Annotated in this window: 18 protein-coding genes and 1 tRNA gene; 6 read left to right on the forward strand and 13 right to left on the reverse strand. The window is 70.6% G+C overall.

Features of this window, described 5'->3' with window-relative positions:
* Positions 1 to 189 precede the first annotated feature (189 nt).
* Positions 190 to 732 carry a hypothetical protein gene (locus tag ACFYL6_RS21170; protein WP_387173486.1) on the forward strand — a complete coding sequence of 181 codons (543 nt, stop codon included), beginning with the start codon at positions 190 to 192 and terminating at the stop codon, positions 730 to 732.
* Here ACFYL6_RS21170 and ACFYL6_RS21175 read toward each other — a convergent pair.
* The 6 genes from ACFYL6_RS21175 to ACFYL6_RS21200 form a co-directional block, all read right to left on the reverse strand.
* Entirely contained in the window at positions 729 to 1,373 is a 645-nt protein-coding gene (locus ACFYL6_RS21175; RefSeq protein WP_387173488.1) for a histidine phosphatase family protein, read from the reverse strand. The genes ACFYL6_RS21170 and ACFYL6_RS21175 overlap by 4 nt on opposite strands.
* A 67-nt stretch (positions 1,374 to 1,440) precedes the next feature.
* The gene (locus tag ACFYL6_RS21180; RefSeq protein ID WP_387173490.1) at positions 1,441 to 1,647 is read right to left on the reverse strand and encodes a hypothetical protein; all 207 of its coding nucleotides are present in this window, start codon (positions 1,645 to 1,647) and stop codon (positions 1,441 to 1,443) included.
* 136 nt (positions 1,648 to 1,783) lie between these two features.
* Positions 1,784 to 2,203: a VOC family protein gene (locus ACFYL6_RS21185; RefSeq protein ID WP_387173492.1), complete on the reverse strand. Its 420-nt coding sequence runs from the start codon at positions 2,201 to 2,203 to the stop codon at positions 1,784 to 1,786.
* Positions 2,204 to 2,237: 34 nt separating this feature from the next.
* Positions 2,238 to 2,639, reverse strand: a complete 402-nt coding sequence (locus tag ACFYL6_RS21190; protein ID WP_124818916.1) for a helix-turn-helix domain-containing protein — start codon at positions 2,637 to 2,639, stop codon at positions 2,238 to 2,240.
* 112 nt (positions 2,640 to 2,751) lie between these two features.
* Complete coding sequence (locus ACFYL6_RS21195) at positions 2,752 to 3,522, reverse strand: hypothetical protein (protein WP_387173494.1); 771 nt, start codon at positions 3,520 to 3,522, stop codon at positions 2,752 to 2,754.
* A gap of 130 nt (positions 3,523 to 3,652) precedes the next feature.
* A tRNA-Thr gene (locus tag ACFYL6_RS21200) sits at positions 3,653 to 3,729 on the reverse strand.
* Between the two features lie 341 nt (positions 3,730 to 4,070).
* Between ACFYL6_RS21200 and ACFYL6_RS21205 the strand changes: the two genes are divergently transcribed.
* Positions 4,071 to 5,162 (forward strand): ABC transporter ATP-binding protein, encoded by a 1,092-nt coding sequence (locus tag ACFYL6_RS21205; RefSeq protein WP_196920052.1) that lies wholly within the window; start codon positions 4,071 to 4,073, stop codon positions 5,160 to 5,162.
* A 137-nt stretch (positions 5,163 to 5,299) separates the two neighbouring features.
* Here the strand turns inward: ACFYL6_RS21205 and rlmB are convergent, their stop codons facing one another.
* Entirely contained in the window at positions 5,300 to 6,430 is a 1,131-nt protein-coding gene (gene rlmB / locus ACFYL6_RS21210; RefSeq protein WP_387173496.1) for a 23S rRNA (guanosine(2251)-2'-O)-methyltransferase RlmB, read from the reverse strand.
* A complete protein-coding gene (gene cysS / locus ACFYL6_RS21215; protein WP_387173498.1) occupies positions 6,430 to 7,845 on the reverse strand; it encodes a cysteine--tRNA ligase in 1,416 nt (471 codons plus the stop codon). Before cysS ends, rlmB begins: the two co-directional genes overlap by 1 nt.
* Positions 7,846 to 7,908: 63 nt before the next feature.
* Between cysS and ACFYL6_RS21220 the strand changes: the two genes are divergently transcribed.
* On the forward strand, positions 7,909 to 8,694 hold the full coding sequence (locus tag ACFYL6_RS21220; RefSeq protein WP_387173500.1) for an IclR family transcriptional regulator: 786 nt from the start codon (positions 7,909 to 7,911) through the stop codon (positions 8,692 to 8,694).
* 471 nt (positions 8,695 to 9,165) lie between these two features.
* Here ACFYL6_RS21220 and ACFYL6_RS21225 read toward each other — a convergent pair whose 3' ends face one another.
* Positions 9,166 to 9,306, reverse strand: coding sequence for a hypothetical protein (locus tag ACFYL6_RS21225; RefSeq protein ID WP_387173502.1), 141 nt, complete (start codon positions 9,304 to 9,306; stop codon positions 9,166 to 9,168).
* A 121-nt stretch (positions 9,307 to 9,427) separates the two neighbouring features.
* On the opposite strand from ACFYL6_RS21225, the gene ACFYL6_RS21230 reads away from it, so the two are divergent.
* A complete protein-coding gene (locus ACFYL6_RS21230) occupies positions 9,428 to 9,577 on the forward strand; it encodes a hypothetical protein (protein ID WP_387173504.1) in 150 nt (49 codons plus the stop codon).
* An 83-nt stretch (positions 9,578 to 9,660) separates the two neighbouring features.
* A complete protein-coding gene (locus tag ACFYL6_RS21235) occupies positions 9,661 to 10,269 on the forward strand; it encodes an endonuclease domain-containing protein (protein WP_387173506.1) in 609 nt (202 codons plus the stop codon).
* Positions 10,270 to 10,538: 269 nt separating this feature from the next.
* On the opposite strand, the gene ACFYL6_RS21240 is transcribed toward ACFYL6_RS21235, so the two are convergent.
* The 3 genes from ACFYL6_RS21240 to ACFYL6_RS21250 form a co-directional block, all read right to left on the reverse strand.
* Positions 10,539 to 12,242 carry a S8 family serine peptidase gene (locus ACFYL6_RS21240; RefSeq protein WP_387173508.1) on the reverse strand — a complete coding sequence of 568 codons (1,704 nt, stop codon included), beginning with the start codon at positions 12,240 to 12,242 and terminating at the stop codon, positions 10,539 to 10,541.
* A gap of 56 nt (positions 12,243 to 12,298) precedes the next feature.
* Positions 12,299 to 13,000, reverse strand: a complete 702-nt coding sequence (locus ACFYL6_RS21245) for an HAD family hydrolase (protein WP_387173510.1) — start codon at positions 12,998 to 13,000, stop codon at positions 12,299 to 12,301.
* Positions 13,001 to 13,112: 112 nt separating this feature from the next.
* Complete coding sequence (locus ACFYL6_RS21250) at positions 13,113 to 14,081, reverse strand: DMT family transporter (protein ID WP_387173512.1); 969 nt, start codon at positions 14,079 to 14,081, stop codon at positions 13,113 to 13,115.
* A gap of 71 nt (positions 14,082 to 14,152) precedes the next feature.
* Here ACFYL6_RS21250 and ACFYL6_RS21255 point away from each other — a divergent pair, with 71 nt between their 5' ends.
* Positions 14,153 to 14,713: a CGNR zinc finger domain-containing protein gene (locus ACFYL6_RS21255; RefSeq protein WP_387173513.1), complete on the forward strand. Its 561-nt coding sequence runs from the start codon at positions 14,153 to 14,155 to the stop codon at positions 14,711 to 14,713.
* On the opposite strand, the gene ACFYL6_RS21260 is transcribed toward ACFYL6_RS21255, so the two are convergent.
* Positions 14,680 to 15,279, reverse strand: a complete 600-nt coding sequence (locus ACFYL6_RS21260; RefSeq protein WP_387173515.1) for a GNAT family N-acetyltransferase — start codon at positions 15,277 to 15,279, stop codon at positions 14,680 to 14,682. The genes ACFYL6_RS21255 and ACFYL6_RS21260 overlap by 34 nt on opposite strands.
* Between the last annotated feature and the right edge of the window lie 51 nt (positions 15,280 to 15,330).

The following is a 15,330-nucleotide window of genomic DNA, read 5'->3' on the forward strand; positions in this document are numbered from 1 at the left end:
CCAGGCACCATCTACCAGCACACCCAAGATCCCAACCAACTGACACATGTATCGGGACTTCAACACTGACAGATGTCATGGGACTCAATAGTTAGCGCGGAACGGAAACTGTCCAAGATTGCCAGAACGGCGCAGACCGCTTCCGGTCGGATGGGGGAACCGACGGTCGGGGTCGCGCGTCCGACGGGAATGAGACCCGCATCGACGACCGCCGTCACGGTCGCGCTTCTGGCCGCGCTCCTGACCGGTTGCACAAGCGTCGACCGAGCCCCCACCACCACCTCTACCCAGCCCTCGGCCACCACCGCCACCGGCCCGGCTGCCCCGGCAACCGGCACCTTGCTGCCGACCACCGCCCCCACCGTCAGCGCCGAGGCCAGCGGGATGGCCCCCCGAGTGATGTTGCGGAGCTCCGGCGGCTTCGCCGGGCGCGGTGACTCCATCGTCGTCGAGCCGGACGGTCAGTGGACCGTGACGGACCGGGCCGGCAGTCGGCGCAACGGCCGGCTCACCCCTGCCGACCAGGGCACTCTCGCGGGACTGGCCGCCGACCCCCGGCTCGCCAGCGAGGCACGGCAGCCGACCACCGCAACCAGTTGCGCGGACGTCATGCACTACCGCCTCACCGTGGGCAGCACCGAAACCGGGTACGCCGACTGCCCGGCCGAGGGGCCCCCACCGCCGGCCACCCAGGCGGTGGTCAAGCTGCTGCTGCGGGCCACCGGCACCTAGGTCAGGTAGTCCGGGGGCAGGCCGGTGCCGCGCAGCTCCGGCGGAAGATGGGCCACGTCGTTGACGGCGACCAGACTCGGCGGGCCGGCCGCGCTGTACCGGATGACGGTCAGCCCCGCGTTGTGCGAGTTCAAGCCCAGCCACCGCCACTCCGGCGCGTCGAGGGCGTGCCGCACCAGCCAGGCGATCAGGAAGCTGTGCGTCACCACCAGCTCGCGGACCGGCTCACCGCCGGCGGGCCCCTCACCCACCGGGCCGGCGAACCGCCGCACGGCGTCCGCCGTCACTCGCGGCCCGTCGACCCGCTCGGCCGCCGAGAACTGCGTCAGGAATTCGGCGTACGCGGGCGGCAGGCCAGCCGGATCCGTGTCGTGTGGGAGATGGTCGCCGGCCAGCTCCGTCTCGTACACCGGAACCTCGGGCAGCGACTTGGCGATCAGCTCGGCGGTCTGCGCGGCCCGGCGCAGCGGCCCGTGATGGACGGCGGCGAACCGCCGGGCTCGCAGCCGTTCACCCAGCAGGGTGGCCTGCCGCCGGCCGCGCTCCGACAGGCCGGTATCCGGTTCGCCGCCATCGGACCCACTCAGCTCGGGCAGATCCTGCTCGGCGTGTCGGGTCAGGTACAGCAACCGGGTCACCATGGCACCCAGCTCAACACACCGGGAGGTACGGGTTCGACCCGCACCTCCCGGTGTTGCGGCCGTCGGCTCAGTCGGCCTGTCCGGACGCCGCCCGCGTGAAGGTGACCGACACCCACAGCCAGCCGGCCGTCACCGTCAAGCCGAACGCCACCATCACGGCCGGTGCCGGCTGGACGATCAGAGTCACCCAGGCCACCGCGAAGAACATCCCGGTCGCCAGGCTGTACGCGGCGCGACCGCGCGACCCCTGCCGGGCAGCCCGACGGGCCGCCACGTCGCCGCCTGCAGGATCGCCGAGCCGGCGAAGATCGGGCCGGCGAGCACCCCGCCGATCAGCAGCAGACGGTCCCACCCCACGGCGGCCGGTCGTACCACGGGAAACGCCGCGGCCTGGCTCATCACCCGCTCCCCTACGCCTGGGGGAACATCTGGCCGATGCGGATCCGGTTGCCGAACGGGTCCCGGATGCCGAAGTCGATCCCGTACGGGCGCTCGGTCGGCTCGTCAGTGATCTCGACGCCCTTCGCCACCAGATCCTCGTGGGTCTTGCGGGCGTCGTCCGTGGTCATGAAGAGGTACCCCCCGAGGGCACCCTTGGTGAGCAGCTCCCGGACCTGCTCGGCGGTGGCCGGGTCCAGCGCGGGCGGGCCCGGCTTCTCCAACAGGATCTCCCGCTCCGGGTCGCCGGGCAGGTTGACCGTGAGCCACCGCATGAAGCCGAGGTCCTGGTCGGTGTTGACCTCCATGCCGAGCTTGTTGACGTAGAAGTCAAGCGCGGCGTCCTGGTCGAGGACGTAGATCTGGGAGCGGCTGATCGCGTTCATCGTCATGCCCATGACGCTAGAGGTAGACCCTGACCTGCGCTTATCCAAAACTGCTTGGTCGGGTCCAGGCTTTGGTGAAGCACGACGGCACGTTGGCCGGCGCGACGCGCTGACGCCGGAAATCCGAGGGAGAATCCCCGACGATCTGCCGGAACGTCCGACTGAACGTGCCCAGGCTGCCGAAGCCGACGGCGTAGCAGATGTCCGTCACGTCCCGGTCGGTCTCCACCAGCAACGCCATCGCCCGCTCCACCCGACGGCGTTGCAGATAGCGGTGCGGCGTCTCACCGAAGGTGGCCCGGAAGGTACGGATGAAGTGCGCCTCCGAGACGTGCGCGATCCGGGCCAACGCGGGAATGTCCAGAGGCTCGGCGTACGCCCGGTCCATCGCGTCCCGGGCGCGCAGCATCGCCCGGTTCGACTCCTCCACCGCGCGACTCATCGACCCCCCGGCCCCACTTCGCTCGCCGCCGGAGCCCAGGCTACCGCCAGGCACTGCGTCGTCCGGTTGGTAGCGCGCTGCTCACCTCGGGGCATCCGCCGTGGCTGAGCTGTCACTTGCGGTAGTAGAAGTCGGCGGCTTCACCAGCGCGAGCCGGCGCGGTGATCTTCAAGGGCTTCCCGTGATCTTTCAAGGTGGTGGTCATCGTCAGTTTCGGGCCCTCGCTGGGGCTCAACTCCACCTTGATCGAGGTGACCCAGCCCTGGTCGTCGGTGGTGATCGTGAACGGCGACAGACGTGTGCCGATCGAGACGATGCTCGGTGCACCCACGGGAAGGAACGCAGTGGCGTCCTTGCCGTCGGGGTCGAAACGGCCGGTGTAGGTGTGCGGGTCGACGCGGTCCACCGAGACGATCGACGAGGTGAACGCCTTCAGACCGGTCGGGTCGGCCCAGTCGAAGCGCAGGAAGATATCGTCGCGCTTCACTCGCTTCAGGTCGACGTGCACCCAGTCCTTCTCGTCCGACGGCCGTACGTAACTGTCGGTGCCAATCACGATCCGGCTCCCCGCCGACGGGTATTTCCCGCCGGTGACCGAGATTGTGGTCTGGAAACGGCGCTTCTTCGGATCGAAGGCGCCCGTGCCGGTGACCTTCTTCCCTTCGGGCAGGTCGCCGCGCACCGCGTACCGGTGCGCAACCCCCTGCGACCGCTGCAGTCCCGCGACCAACTCGCCGCGGACGTCGGGCGTCGGAGAGGGAACGGCGGTGGTGGCCTGGACCGGTTTCTCGGCGCGCGTGGGCTCCGCCTTGGGAGTGCAGCCGGCAGCGACGAGCAGACCGCCGGCCACACCCAGCACGAGCAGGGTGGTGCTCTGTTTCATTGTGGTTCCCCCGTGGACCGCCGCCTGGTGGCGGACGGAGGCACGATAGCGAACTTGATCGAGGCCCGGGTGCCCCACGGGCGGACCGGCAGATGCGCAGCATTGCCGGTCCGGAAAGGTCTGATGGAATTGGAGCCCCCGGCCGGGATCGAACCGGCGACATCTCGCTTACAAGGCGAGTGCTCTGGCCAGCTGAGCTACAGGGGCGCGTGCGTCGAGGTCAGCATAGCGACTGACGTCCGGTTATCCCGATCGCGAGGCCTCCCGAGCATGGGAATCGTCAACAACCCGACGCACGACCGTTTGACTCGGCGTCGATTGATGTCTGACCGTGCCCGAGTGACCGGAATGCGTAGCCCGCCTGGCGCGATCGGCGGCCCCCCGCCTTGGCAGCACGGGTAAACGCGTTTACGGTTCACTGACACGGACGACAACCCGGGCGCCCCCGCGACCGGGCCGCCGTCCGCTGACCGGCACGGACACGTGCCGGTTGCTCCTTCACTCGGATCGTCCGGCACGTTCCTGCCGGTGAAAGGAAGCGCTTCACCATGGCTACGGTCACCTATTCCAAGGCGTCCCGGGTCTACCCGGGCCAAGAGCGTCCCGCCGTCAACGAGCTGGACCTCGAGATCGGCGACGGGGAGTTCCTCGTCCTGGTCGGCCCCTCCGGTTGCGGTAAGTCCACCAGCCTGCGGATGCTCGCCGGCCTGGAGGACGTGGACGCCGGTTCGATCTACATCGACCAGCGTGACGTCACCCACCTTCCCCCGAAGGCCCGCGACATCGCGATGGTCTTCCAGAACTACGCCCTCTACCCGCACATGACGGTGTACGAGAACATGGCGTTCGCCCTCAAGCTCCGCAAGACCTCCAAGTCGGAGATCGACCGGCGGGTCAAGGAGGCGGCCGGGCTGCTCCAGTTGGAGGAGTACCTCAGCCGTAAGCCGAAGGCGCTCTCCGGTGGTCAGCGTCAGCGTGTCGCGATGGGTCGGGCGATCGTCCGCGAGCCGCAGGTCTTCCTCATGGACGAGCCGCTGTCGAACCTCGACGCCAAGCTCCGTGTGCAGACCCGTACCCAGATCGCGTCGCTCCAGGCCAAGCTGGGCGTCACCACGGTCTACGTCACGCACGACCAGGTCGAGGCCATGACCATGGGTCACCGGGTCGCGGTGCTGCTCGACGGTGTCCTGCAGCAGGTGGACACCCCGCGGGCGCTCTACGACACCCCGGCCAACGTGTTCGTCGCCGGCTTCATGGGCTCTCCCGCCATGAACATCAAGACCGTTCCGCTCAACGAGCGGGGCGCCGAGTTCGCCGAGCTGCAGATCCCGCTGACCCGGGAGCAGGTCGAGGCGGCCCGCGCCGAGGGTGGCGACGGCAAGGTCACCGTGGGCTTCCGCCCGGAGGACTGCGAGCTGGTCAGCCCGACCGAGGGCGGCATGCCGGTCGTGGTCGAGCTGGTCGAGGACCTCGGCTCGGACGCCAACGTCTACGGTCACGCCGCGCTGGGTGGCAACTCGGAGCGCTTCGTCGTCCGCACCGACCGGCGCAACATGCCGAACATGGGTGACACCGTGTTCGTCAAGCCGGTTGCCGGTCGCAGCCACGTCTTCCACGCCTCCACCGGTGGCCGGATCTGACGTAACGCCGTACCGACAGGGGGCGGTCCGCTTCGGCGGGCCGCCCCCTTCGTCGTACCCGAAGCGGTTCTTCATCCTGATCTGACCACGAAGGCCCCCTCCCGCGCTCGGCGGGAGGGGGCCTTCGTCGACGTGCGTTACAGCTCGACGGAGCGCCGGCGGGCGACCTCGGCCAGGGCGACCGCCGCGGCCACGCTGGCGTTGAGCGACTCGACCTCGGAGATCATCGGGATGCTGACGGTCAGGTCGCAGGTCTCCCCGACCAGGCGGGACAGGCCGCGCCCCTCGGAGCCGACCACCACCACCAGCGGACCGACCGCGGCCTCCAGGTTGTAGAGGTCGGTGTCGCCGTCGGCGTCCAGGCCGACGACCATGAAGCCGGCGTCCCGGCACGCCTTCAGCGACCGGGTCAGGTTGGTCACCTGGGCGACGGGCACCCGCGCGGCCGCGCCGGCGCTGGTCCGCCAGGCGGTCGCGGTGATCCCGGCGGCACGACGCTCGGGTACGAAGACACCCTGCGCGCCGAACGCGGCAGCCGACCGGATCACGGCGCCCAGGTTGCGCGGGTCGGTGACACCGTCCAGCGCGACCAGCAGCGGAGCCTGCTGCTCCAGGGCAGCGGCGACCATGTCCTCGAACGGCTGGTACGCGAAGGGCGGCACCTGCAAGCCGACACCCTGGTGCAGCACCCCGCCGGTCATCCGGTCCAACTCGGCGCGGCTGATCTCCAGGTTGGCGATGCCCCGGTCGGCGGCGGTCCGGATGATCTCGTTGACCCGGTCGTCCATGTCGATGCCCTGGGCGGTGTAGAGCGCCGTCGCCGGCACGTTGGCGCGCAGCGCCTCCAGCACCGGGTTACGCCCGACCAGCAGCTCCGGGGTGTCCTTGGACGGGTTGGACTTGCGCCCCGGCGCGACCCGGGGGCCGGACCGCCCGGTGGGCTTGCCGCCCCGTCCGCCGGTGGCGCCGCGACCGACGGGTACGCCCCGACCGCCGCCCCGACCCCAGGTGGTGTCCTTGCTACCGGGCTGGCCGATCTTCGGGGCGCGCCCCTCCTCGGCCGCCGCGCGGCGCTCCTTGTCCTGCTTCCAGGCGGTGCGCTGGGGCAGCTTCTCGGTGCCCGAGTAGCCCTTGTGCCAGGGACGCTCGTCCGCGGGCAGGGTGCGACCCCGCCCGGCCAACGAGTCCTTGTTCTTGCCGCCGGTGCCCTTGGGGGCGCCTGCCTTCGACGTCAGTCGCCGGCCACGGCGCTGCGAGTTGCCGGCCATCAGTCCTGCTCTCCAATAGTCCAACGGGGGCCCTGGGGGGTGTCCTCGACCACCACGCCGGCCAGCTTGAGCTGGTCACGCACGGCGTCCGCGGCGGTCCAGTCCTTGCGGCCCCGCGCCTGCGCACGCTGCTCCAGGGCCAGCGCGATCAGGGAGTCCACCACGGCACGAAGGTCGTCCGATCGGCCGCCACCGGTCCAGGCCGGGTCGAGGGGGTCGATCCCGAGAATATCCAGCATTGCCCGCACCACGGCCAGCGTGGTGCGGACGGTCACATCGTCACCGACGCTCAGCGCGGTGTTGCCGTCCCGAATGTGCTGTTGCAGCACGGCCAGCGCGGCGGACGTGTTGAGGTCGTCGTTCATCGCCGCGACGAAGCCGGCGGGCAGCTCACCGATCTGCCCGGCACCGACCCGCTCGGCGGCCCGCTGCACGAAACCCTCGATCCGCCGGTACGCGGTGGCCGCGTCGCGCAGCGAATCCTCCGAGTAGTCGATCACCGAGCGGTAGTGCGCGGCGGCGTAGTAGTAGCGCAGCTCCACCGGCCGCACCCCGAGCGAGTCCACGTACGCCAGGTCCAGTGCGTTGCCGGCGGACTTGCCCATCTTGGCCCCACCGATGCTGAGCAGCCCGTGGTGCACCCAGTAGCGGGCGAACGGCAACCCGGCCGCCTGGGACTGGGCGATCTCGTTCTCGTGGTGCGGGAACGTCAGATCCAGCCCACCGCCGTGGATGTCGAACTCCGGGCCGAGGTAGCGCCAGCACATCGCCGAGCACTCGATGTGCCAACCCGGACGGCCCAACCCCCACGGCGAGGGCCAGTAGGCGTCCGCCGGCTCGTCCGGTTTGGCACCCTTCCACAGCGCGAAGTCGCGCGGGTCCCGCTTGCCCCGATCCGGGGCGTCCCCGGCGGACTGCATGGCGTCCGGAGACTGACCCGACAGCGACCCGTACGCCGGCCAGGACGCCACGTCGAAGTAGACGTCGCCGGAGCCGTCACTCGCCGGGTATGCGTGCCCGTCGGCGATCAACTTCGTGATCAGCTCATGCATCTCGGGGATGTGCCCCGTGGCGCGCGGCTCATACGTGGGCGCCAGCACGTTCAACGACCGGTACGACTCGGCGAGCAGCAACTCGTTGGCGTACGCGATCGACCAGAACGGACGACCCTGCTCGCCCGCCTTGGCCAGGATCTTGTCGTCGATGTCGGTCAGGTTGCGAATGAAGGTGACCTCGAAGCCGGCGGCCAACAGCCAACGGCGCAGGACGTCATAGTTGACGCCGGAGCGAAGATGACCGATGTGCGGCGGGGCCTGGAGGGTGAGACCACACAGGTAGACCCCCACCTTGCCGGCTTCCCGCGGGACGAAGTCCCGCACCGATCGGGTGGCGGTGTCATACAGGCGTAGCGTCACCGTACAAGGGTAGCTGTCCGTGCCTGTCCGGGTCCGCCGGTGCCGGGTCGTACGCTGCCAGGCGTGGATGCGACCGCACGCTCCGGTGGCTCCGGTGACACGCCAGCCGACCCCACCGCCCCCACCGACCCGGCCCCGGGGCCGGTCTTCGGACGAGCCTCCGGGTCCGCCGACGCGGCCGACGCTGGCGTGGGGCGGGCCGACGCGGTTGCGGGGCGGGGTGGGGAGACGTCACAGACGCTGGACCGGGGTCTGCGGCTGCTGCACCTGGTCGCCGACGCCTCTGGCGGTCTGACCGTCACCGAGGCCGCGAATCGGCTCGGCATCGGCCGGGCCGCCGTATACCGGCTGGTCAGTGCGCTGACCGGGCACGGCATGCTGCGCCGCGACGGGGACGGCCGGCTGCGCCTCGGTGCCGGCTTACTGCACCTGGCCCGACGCGCCCAGCCGCTGCTCGCCGAGGGCGCGCTGCCCGCGCTACGCCGCCTCGCCGAGCAGGCCGGCGCGACCGCGCACCTGACCGTGGTCGAGGGTGGAGAGGGCGTCGCCCTGGCCGTGGTCGAGCCGAGCTGGACGTCGTTCCACGTCGCATACCGGGCCGGGGCACGGCACCCACTGGACCGAGGAGCGGCCGGGCGGGCGATCCTGGCCGGTCGAGCCGGGATGGCAGAGCCGCTGAGTAGCAGCGGAGAGTTGCAGGCCGGGGCGTACGGGGTGGCCGCACCGGTGCTCGGCGTACCCGGCCTGGAGGCCAGCGTCGGCGTGGTCGCGCTCGCCCCACTGGACGTCGACACCATCGGCCCCCAGGTGCTGGCCGCCGCCCGAGCCATCACCACCGCCCTCAGCTGACCCCGTCCGCCGGGCCCCCTCGCCGACGCCCGGTTGGCTTGATCGACTCGGGTTCACGGAAGTCGCGGCATCCCGATGCCGGTGATCACCCGACTTTCAGGAACGCGAGTGGATCACCGCCCGTCGACGGCCCCAATGCCGGATTGATCGGTCGTTCTGGCCGTGCCATAGCACGATCGGCAGGCGGATTCGTGGTTGTCCACAGGTCCGGCGGCACGCGCGGGCCGGGTTGTCCACAGGGGTTTCGGTGGCCAGTCGGTCGCCGGCAGGCTGCTCGGCATGCCCCCACGTCCGCATCGCCCCGACGCCCTGGCCTGGCAGGTCTTCCGCGGCTCCGACGCTGTCCGGGACGGCCTGCTCACCGAACATCAGCTACGCAACTCCGCCTGGGTACGGTTGCGCCACGACATCTACGCCGACTCGCGGCTCGACCGGGACCACGCCCTCGCCTGTCGCGCCGCCCTCCTCCGGCTACCGCCCGGAGTGGTGGTCGGCGGCCCGTCGGCCGCCTACCTGCACGGCGTCCCGCACGCCGCGAGCTTCACCGACGATGTGCACGTCCTCGTGCCCCGACCGCTGCGGATCGGCCCACAGCGAGGCCTCCGCGTGCACGTCAACGCCATCACCCCACTCTCGGCGAGCGAGATCCCTGAGCCGGCCGCGCCAACCACACGACGATCGGCAGGCACAAGACGACCATCAGGCCGGCCACCGGACGCGGTCCGACCGCCAGGTGCAGGACGAGCGCCGGACGCAGACCAACCGCCAGGTGCAGGCCGAGCGCCGGACGCAGGCCAACCGCCAGGTGCAGGCCGACTGCCGGACGCGGGACGACCGTCGAGCGCTGGACGTCCACGTGATGCAGCGCGACCTACGGGAGTAGGGCGCCCACCTGCCGGCGGAACGTCAACACGCCCAGCACGGCAGCCCTCCCGGCCGGTCGCCGTGCCCGTCGGAGCAGGGGGCATGGTGGCGGCCGGTAGTGGCGAGGCGTGGGTGGCGGCCAGCCCGCTCAGGCCCAGAGACCGCGACCTGCCGATCCCGCGGTCCGACCCCGGGCGGGCCGCCTGGGAGACGGCTGTCTGGCTCGACCCGATCCGGGCGGTGGCCATCGTCGACTCGCTGCTCGGGCAGGGGCTGGCCGATCGCGACACCCTGGCAGCCATGGCTGCCCGCAATGCTGACCGGCCGGGTGGGCGACGAGCGCGCTGGGTGTTCGACCTGGCCGACGGAGGAGCCGAGTCTCCGCCGGAGTCACACCTACGCGTGCGGTTGGTGCTGGGCGGGCTGCCGCGTCCAGCGGTTCACCATCCGGTACGCCTGCCCACCGGCATAGTTCTGCACCCCGACCTGGCCTGGCCGCGATATCGGGTGGCGGTGGAGTACGACGGGAAGTGGCACTCCGACGCGGAGCAACTGCACCGCGACCGCCGTCGGCTGAATCAGCTGGTCGCCGCGGGTTGGCTGGTCCTGCACGTGACCAGCCGACGGTTGCACGGCGAGTTCCCGGCTGTGCTTCGAGAGGTACGCGACGCGCTGGTCAGCCGTGGGTGGCGACAGGGATCGTCCACATGACCCGGATCAACTCGGGTTCCTGGAAGCCGCGCCATCCTTCAGGCACCAACACCGCGCCTTTCAAGGAAACCGAGTCGATCATGACCGAATCCCGAACGGCTGGTACCGGAAGGCGGAGCCGTGAGACGGCGGGCACCGGACCCGGACCACGACTGGCAGGCGCGGACGACGACTTGCAGCGGCCCCGGACGGCCCGGGGCCCGGTCGACGAGTGTCGACCGGGCCCCGGGGGCGGTGGCAGTTGGGCCACCTCCGCACTGCGATGTGCGTTACGGGCGGGCGTTCGGCTTGAGCGGGGTCTTCACCGCCGCGTAGGCGTCGACGATCCCGTAGCCGTAGAAGCCGTTGAAGTTGACCCCACCGGCGCAGTACGCGTCGTAGGTCTCGTCCCGGCCCTCGTTGCGGTACTGCTGGAGGCGCGGCTCCGGGCAGGCGTGCTCGGCAGCCGTGCGGTAGAGGTGCTGCTCGACCTGGTCCGGCGACATCCCGAAGCCAGTCCGACCCTGCGCCTTGCCGTACCGGCTGACGATCAGCGCGGCGACACCGGCAGCGTGCGGGGACGCCATCGAGGTGCCCTGGAGGTACGTGTAGTAGCCGCACTCACCGTTGGCCTTGCACTGCTTGAACACGCTCGTGGCGACGCGCGGATCGATGTTGCCGTCCGCGTCCACCTTGGGGTCCGGGATGGTGACGGAGATGGGCTCCTCCTGGAGCACCTTCAGCGGGTAGCTGGAGAGGATCCGGTTGCCGGGGGTGTTGTACGTCGGGGTCCCGAAGCCATCCCTCGCGAATCCACCGGGCGCGGCGACCGAGATCTGCTCGGTGCCGTAGTTGGAGAAGTCCGACTTCTTGCCGGACGGGCCGACCGACGACACACCGATCACGTGCGGGCCCTCGGTGGGCAGGTCCCAGCAGCTCTCGTTGTCGATCGGTCGGTCGTACGGGTCGGCGCCGTAGTCGGGGCTTGTGGTGTCGGTACGCGGCGCGCCCAGGTCCTCGTTGTTGTTGCCGAGCGCACCGACGAGGGTGACGCCCTTGTTGTGCGCGAAGATCAGCGCCCGCTTCATCGCCTTGATGATGGCCCGCTGCTCGGCCTGGTCCTCCGGCGAGTCGGCCGGGTTGGCGGTGCAGTTGTAGAGCCACGGGTCGACGTAGAACGACATGTTGACCACGTCGATGCCGGACCGGCCGGCGTAGACCAGGGCGTTGACCACCGGGTCGAGGAAGAAGTAGCCGGAGTCCTGGCCGCCCTTGAGTTCGACCAGCGAGACGTTCGGGGCGACGCCGGAGAGGCCGAAGCCGTTGGCCGCGGCGCCGATGGTGCCGGCCACGTGGGTGCCGTGCCCGCCGTCGTCGGTGCCGACCGGGTCGAGGCAGCTCGCCACCTCGCAGGGGCCGTCCACGTCGGTCAGGTCGGGGGCGAAGTTACGCGACAGCAACCAGTTGAAGTTCGGCGCGATGTCCGGGTTGCTCGCGTCGACGCCGGTGTCCAGTACGCCGACGGTCACCCGACGGTCACCCGGCTCGATCTTGCGGGCCTCGTCGGCCCGGATCATCTCCAGGCCCCACAGCTTGTCATCGAGCGGGTCCATCTTGGCGCCGCGCCGGGCTGCGGCCCCCGCCGGCGCCGCCGTCAGGTCCTCCTGCTCGACCCGGTCCAGCTTCGGCTTGCGCCCGATGGCCTTCTGCTCGGCGGCGCCGATCAGCGTCGGCGCGGCGGTCGCCCTGGCCGCGAAGTCGGCCCGGTCGCTGCTGACCTGGAACATGCCGACCTCGTCGGACCGGGACACCACAGTGCCGCCAGCTGCCCGGATCGCGGCGACGGCCGTGTCGGCGGCGACGCCATCCTCGGCGACGACGGTGAAGGTGCGGGAGGTGCTAGGCGCGGCGTTGGCCGGCACACCCAACCCCGTAGCCGTAAGTACCAGCACTGCCGCGGTCGCGACCGTGCGGGCGGTGAAGCGCTTGCTCACCACATCGGATCCTCTCGTTGAGGGACGTGGCAGCCATCACACAACACCGTTTCGGATTACGCCAGTTGAACGCCCGTTATGGCCGTGAATCCCGCCAACGCGGCTGGCAGATCGGCCATGCTGGAGACTTCGGCGTCGGGCATGCAGTCGGGTGGGCGAGGCAGGCCGAGCCGGTTCAGCCACACCGATCGCAGACCGGCCCGCCGGGGCGCCACCACGTCGTGCTCCCAGGAGTCGCCGACGTACATGATCTGCCCGGCCGGCACACCGGCCGCCGCGACCACCGCGGCGTAGAACTCGGGGGCCGGTTTCTTGGGCAGGCCGTTCTCGTGCGCGTACAGCTCGAAGGCGAACTCGCCGGCGAGCCCGCACCGCTCGGCGCGGCTGTTGCCGTTGGTGGCGAAGCCCAGCGTGTACCGGTGGCGCAGCGTGGCCAGCGCCGGTGGTACGTCCGGAAACGGTCGGGTGAGAGCGAAGCGCTGGGCGAAGAAGAGGTCGGCGATCTCGTCCAGGTGGTGGACCAGCGCGGCGCGGGCCAGCGACCGGGCCAGTGCGGCGCGCCGGATCTCCGCCACCGGGGCGGCGCTCAGTTCGCCGAAGACCGCGCCCCAGTCCGACTCCAGATCGGCGAGCGTCACCCCGGCCGCCGCCGATGTGCGCCGCCGCATCTCGTCGAGGACGGCCACCAGCCCGCCCGTGACCGCTGGACGCAGGTCCAGCAGCGTCTCGTCAGCATCGAACACCACAGTGGTCAGCACGACGCCCACTCTCTCACCGCCCGCCGAACTCACCGCCCGCCGAACTCACCGCCCGCCGAACTCACCGCCCGTGGACAAGCGGCGACCATCAGGAGCAAACGGACGCCGAACCTCACCGAGCGTCGAGCGCCAGCTCAGGCTCGGGCGAGGCCGCCGCCGTCGCCGTCGCGGGCGACCCACGCAGCTCGTCGAGGCGTACCAGGGCGACGCCGGCGACGATCAGCGCACCGCCGAACAACTGCCAGCCGGTGGGCAACTCATTCAGGAAGAGCCAGGCGATCAGCACCGCGAAGAGCACCTCGGTCAGCCCGACGAACGACGACAGTCGGGGGCCGAGGATCCGGGTGCCGGCGATACCGGCGAGGTACGCGATGACGGCGGCCACCAGCGAGAGCCCGGCGATGGGCAGCAACCAGGTGGTGGTCTGTCCGGCGAAGGTGACCTCGCCGAAGGTCGCGTGCAGCGGCAGCACTCCAGTCAGCCCGATGAGAAGCAGCACGGCGGCGCCGACGGCCATTCCGCCGCTGGCCATGGCGACCGAGGGCAGCCGAGGGTCGACCCGGCCGGCGAGCACGAAGTACCCGGCCAGGCCGAACGCGGCGCCCAGTCCCCAGAGCACACCCACCGGGTGGAAGTCGGCGGTGCCGGCGAGGTCGAGCACGAATGCCAGCCCGGCCAGCGCGGCCACCGACCCGGCGACGGTGAGCCGGCGGGGCGGTTGCCCGTGCCGTAGCCACATCCAGACCACGACGAGGATGATGCCCAGGTATTCCAGCAGTAGCGCGACACCGACCGGCAGGTAGCGCACGGCGTTGAAGAAGCACACCTGGGCCAGGGCCACCCCGAGGAGCCCGAACAGCCCGATGGCTGTGGCGTTACTCCGCAGCACGTGCCACTTGCCTCGCAACGACAGCAGGGCGGGGATCGCCAGCACCAGGGCGGCCACGCCGACGCGGGCGATCACCGCGGACTCGGCTGACCAGCCGGCCTCGATGAGCGATCGCGCGAACGTACCGGAGGTGGCGAAGGTGACTGCGGAGAGCAGCGCCAACCCGACGCCGGCAGCAGGTCGTGAGTCCATGTCGCGCTCCTCGGGATGGGCACCATGTCATGAGCAAACTATCCTTGTGCTGATGACGCTAGGCGGAAGCCATGACAGGAGTCAAGTTGCTATTCGCTCATGACACCGAATGTTCGCTGATCGCCGCCGCGGCGTTGGTCAACACCGCAGGTCGGGACGGTGAGTTGCTGCCCGACATCGCGGCGCTGGACGCGTTCTTCGTCCGCTACTCCTACAGCGGTCGGCACGAGCACACCGACGCCGAGCTGCAGGCCGTCCGCGAGCTGCGGCCCCAACTGCGCCGCATCTGGTACGCCGAGCCACCCGAGATCGTCGCGGTCGTCAACGGTCTACTGCTGGAACACAAGGCGCTGCCCCAGCTCATCGAGCACGACGACGAGCCGTACCACCTGCACGCCGTGCCCCGCGACGCGCCGCTGGCCACCAGGATCGCGGTGGAGGCCGCCATGGCGATGGCCGATCTGGTCCGCGCCGGCGAACTGAGCCGGCTGCGGATCTGCGAGTACCCGGACTGCGACAACGTGGTCGTCGACCTGTCCCGCAACCGGTCCCGGCGGTTCTGCGAGGCCGGCTGCGGCAACCGCGCCGCGGTGACCGCCTACCGCGCCCGCCGGGCCGCCGGCCGCTCCTGACCGGCGGTCGCCCACTCCTCGGCCCGCACCTCGTACTCCACCTCGCCGTGCTCGGTTCCCGGAATCGGGTCGTCCCACTGCAGGTGGAAGGTCCGCACGTAGTGCAGCCCAGCCTTCACCATCACCCGCCGGGAGCGTTCGTTGACACTCATCGTCTCGGCCCAGACTCGACGCACCCCGACGGTGTCGAAGGCGTACCGGACCAACGCCCGCGACCCCTCGGTGGCCAGCCCTCGCCCCCACGTCGAGCGGCGCAGCCGGTAGCCCAACTCGGCCTCGGTGCCGTCCTCCGACGGGTCGAGCGCGAACCAACCCAGGAACTCGCCGGACTCCCGATCGTGCGCCGCCCACCGACCCAACCCGGGATGCCTGTCGTACTGGGCCAGCAGCCTCGGCAACTGCTCGTCGCGCACGGTCGCCAGCGGGGTCGCGACTCCACCGGTGAGAAACCGCATCACCTCGGGGTCGCTGTCCAGCTCGACCAGCGCGTCCACGTCGGCCCTGGTCAGCCGCCGCAACCGCAGCCGCTCGGTCCCCGCCGGCACACCCGCGCCATCGTCACCCATAGCCCGGATCATCCGTCCTGCTCGGGACACCGTCGACCCGTTTACCCGGGC

The sequence above is a fragment of the Micromonospora sp. NPDC007208 genome, from assembly GCF_042869175.1.
GTDB classification, from domain to species: Bacteria; Actinomycetota; Actinomycetes; order Mycobacteriales; family Micromonosporaceae; genus Micromonospora; species Micromonospora foliorum.

What these genes read in the sequence shown, in the direction of transcription:
- ACFYL6_RS21190 (WP_124818916.1), bottom strand. Translation starts at nt 2,639, where the DNA reads ATGAGTCGCGCGGTGGAGGAGTCGAACCGGGCGATGCTGCGCGCCCGG.
- ACFYL6_RS21255 (WP_387173513.1), top strand. Translation starts at nt 14,153, where the DNA reads ATGACAGGAGTCAAGTTGCTATTCGCTCATGACACCGAATGTTCGCTG.
- ACFYL6_RS21170 (WP_387173486.1), top strand. Translation starts at nt 190, where the DNA reads ATGAGACCCGCATCGACGACCGCCGTCACGGTCGCGCTTCTGGCCGCG.
- ACFYL6_RS21185 (WP_387173492.1), bottom strand. Translation starts at nt 2,203, where the DNA reads ATGACGATGAACGCGATCAGCCGCTCCCAGATCTACGTCCTCGACCAG.
- ACFYL6_RS21235 (WP_387173506.1), top strand. Translation starts at nt 9,661, where the DNA reads ATGGTGGCGGCCGGTAGTGGCGAGGCGTGGGTGGCGGCCAGCCCGCTC.
- rlmB (WP_387173496.1), bottom strand. Translation starts at nt 6,430, where the DNA reads ATGGCCGGCAACTCGCAGCGCCGTGGCCGGCGACTGACGTCGAAGGCA.
- ACFYL6_RS21260 (WP_387173515.1), bottom strand. Translation starts at nt 15,279, where the DNA reads ATGGGTGACGATGGCGCGGGTGTGCCGGCGGGGACCGAGCGGCTGCGG.
- ACFYL6_RS21175 (WP_387173488.1), bottom strand. Translation starts at nt 1,373, where the DNA reads ATGGTGACCCGGTTGCTGTACCTGACCCGACACGCCGAGCAGGATCTG.
- ACFYL6_RS21205 (WP_196920052.1), top strand. Translation starts at nt 4,071, where the DNA reads ATGGCTACGGTCACCTATTCCAAGGCGTCCCGGGTCTACCCGGGCCAA.
- ACFYL6_RS21195 (WP_387173494.1), bottom strand. Translation starts at nt 3,522, where the DNA reads ATGAAACAGAGCACCACCCTGCTCGTGCTGGGTGTGGCCGGCGGTCTG.
- ACFYL6_RS21250 (WP_387173512.1), bottom strand. Translation starts at nt 14,081, where the DNA reads ATGGACTCACGACCTGCTGCCGGCGTCGGGTTGGCGCTGCTCTCCGCA.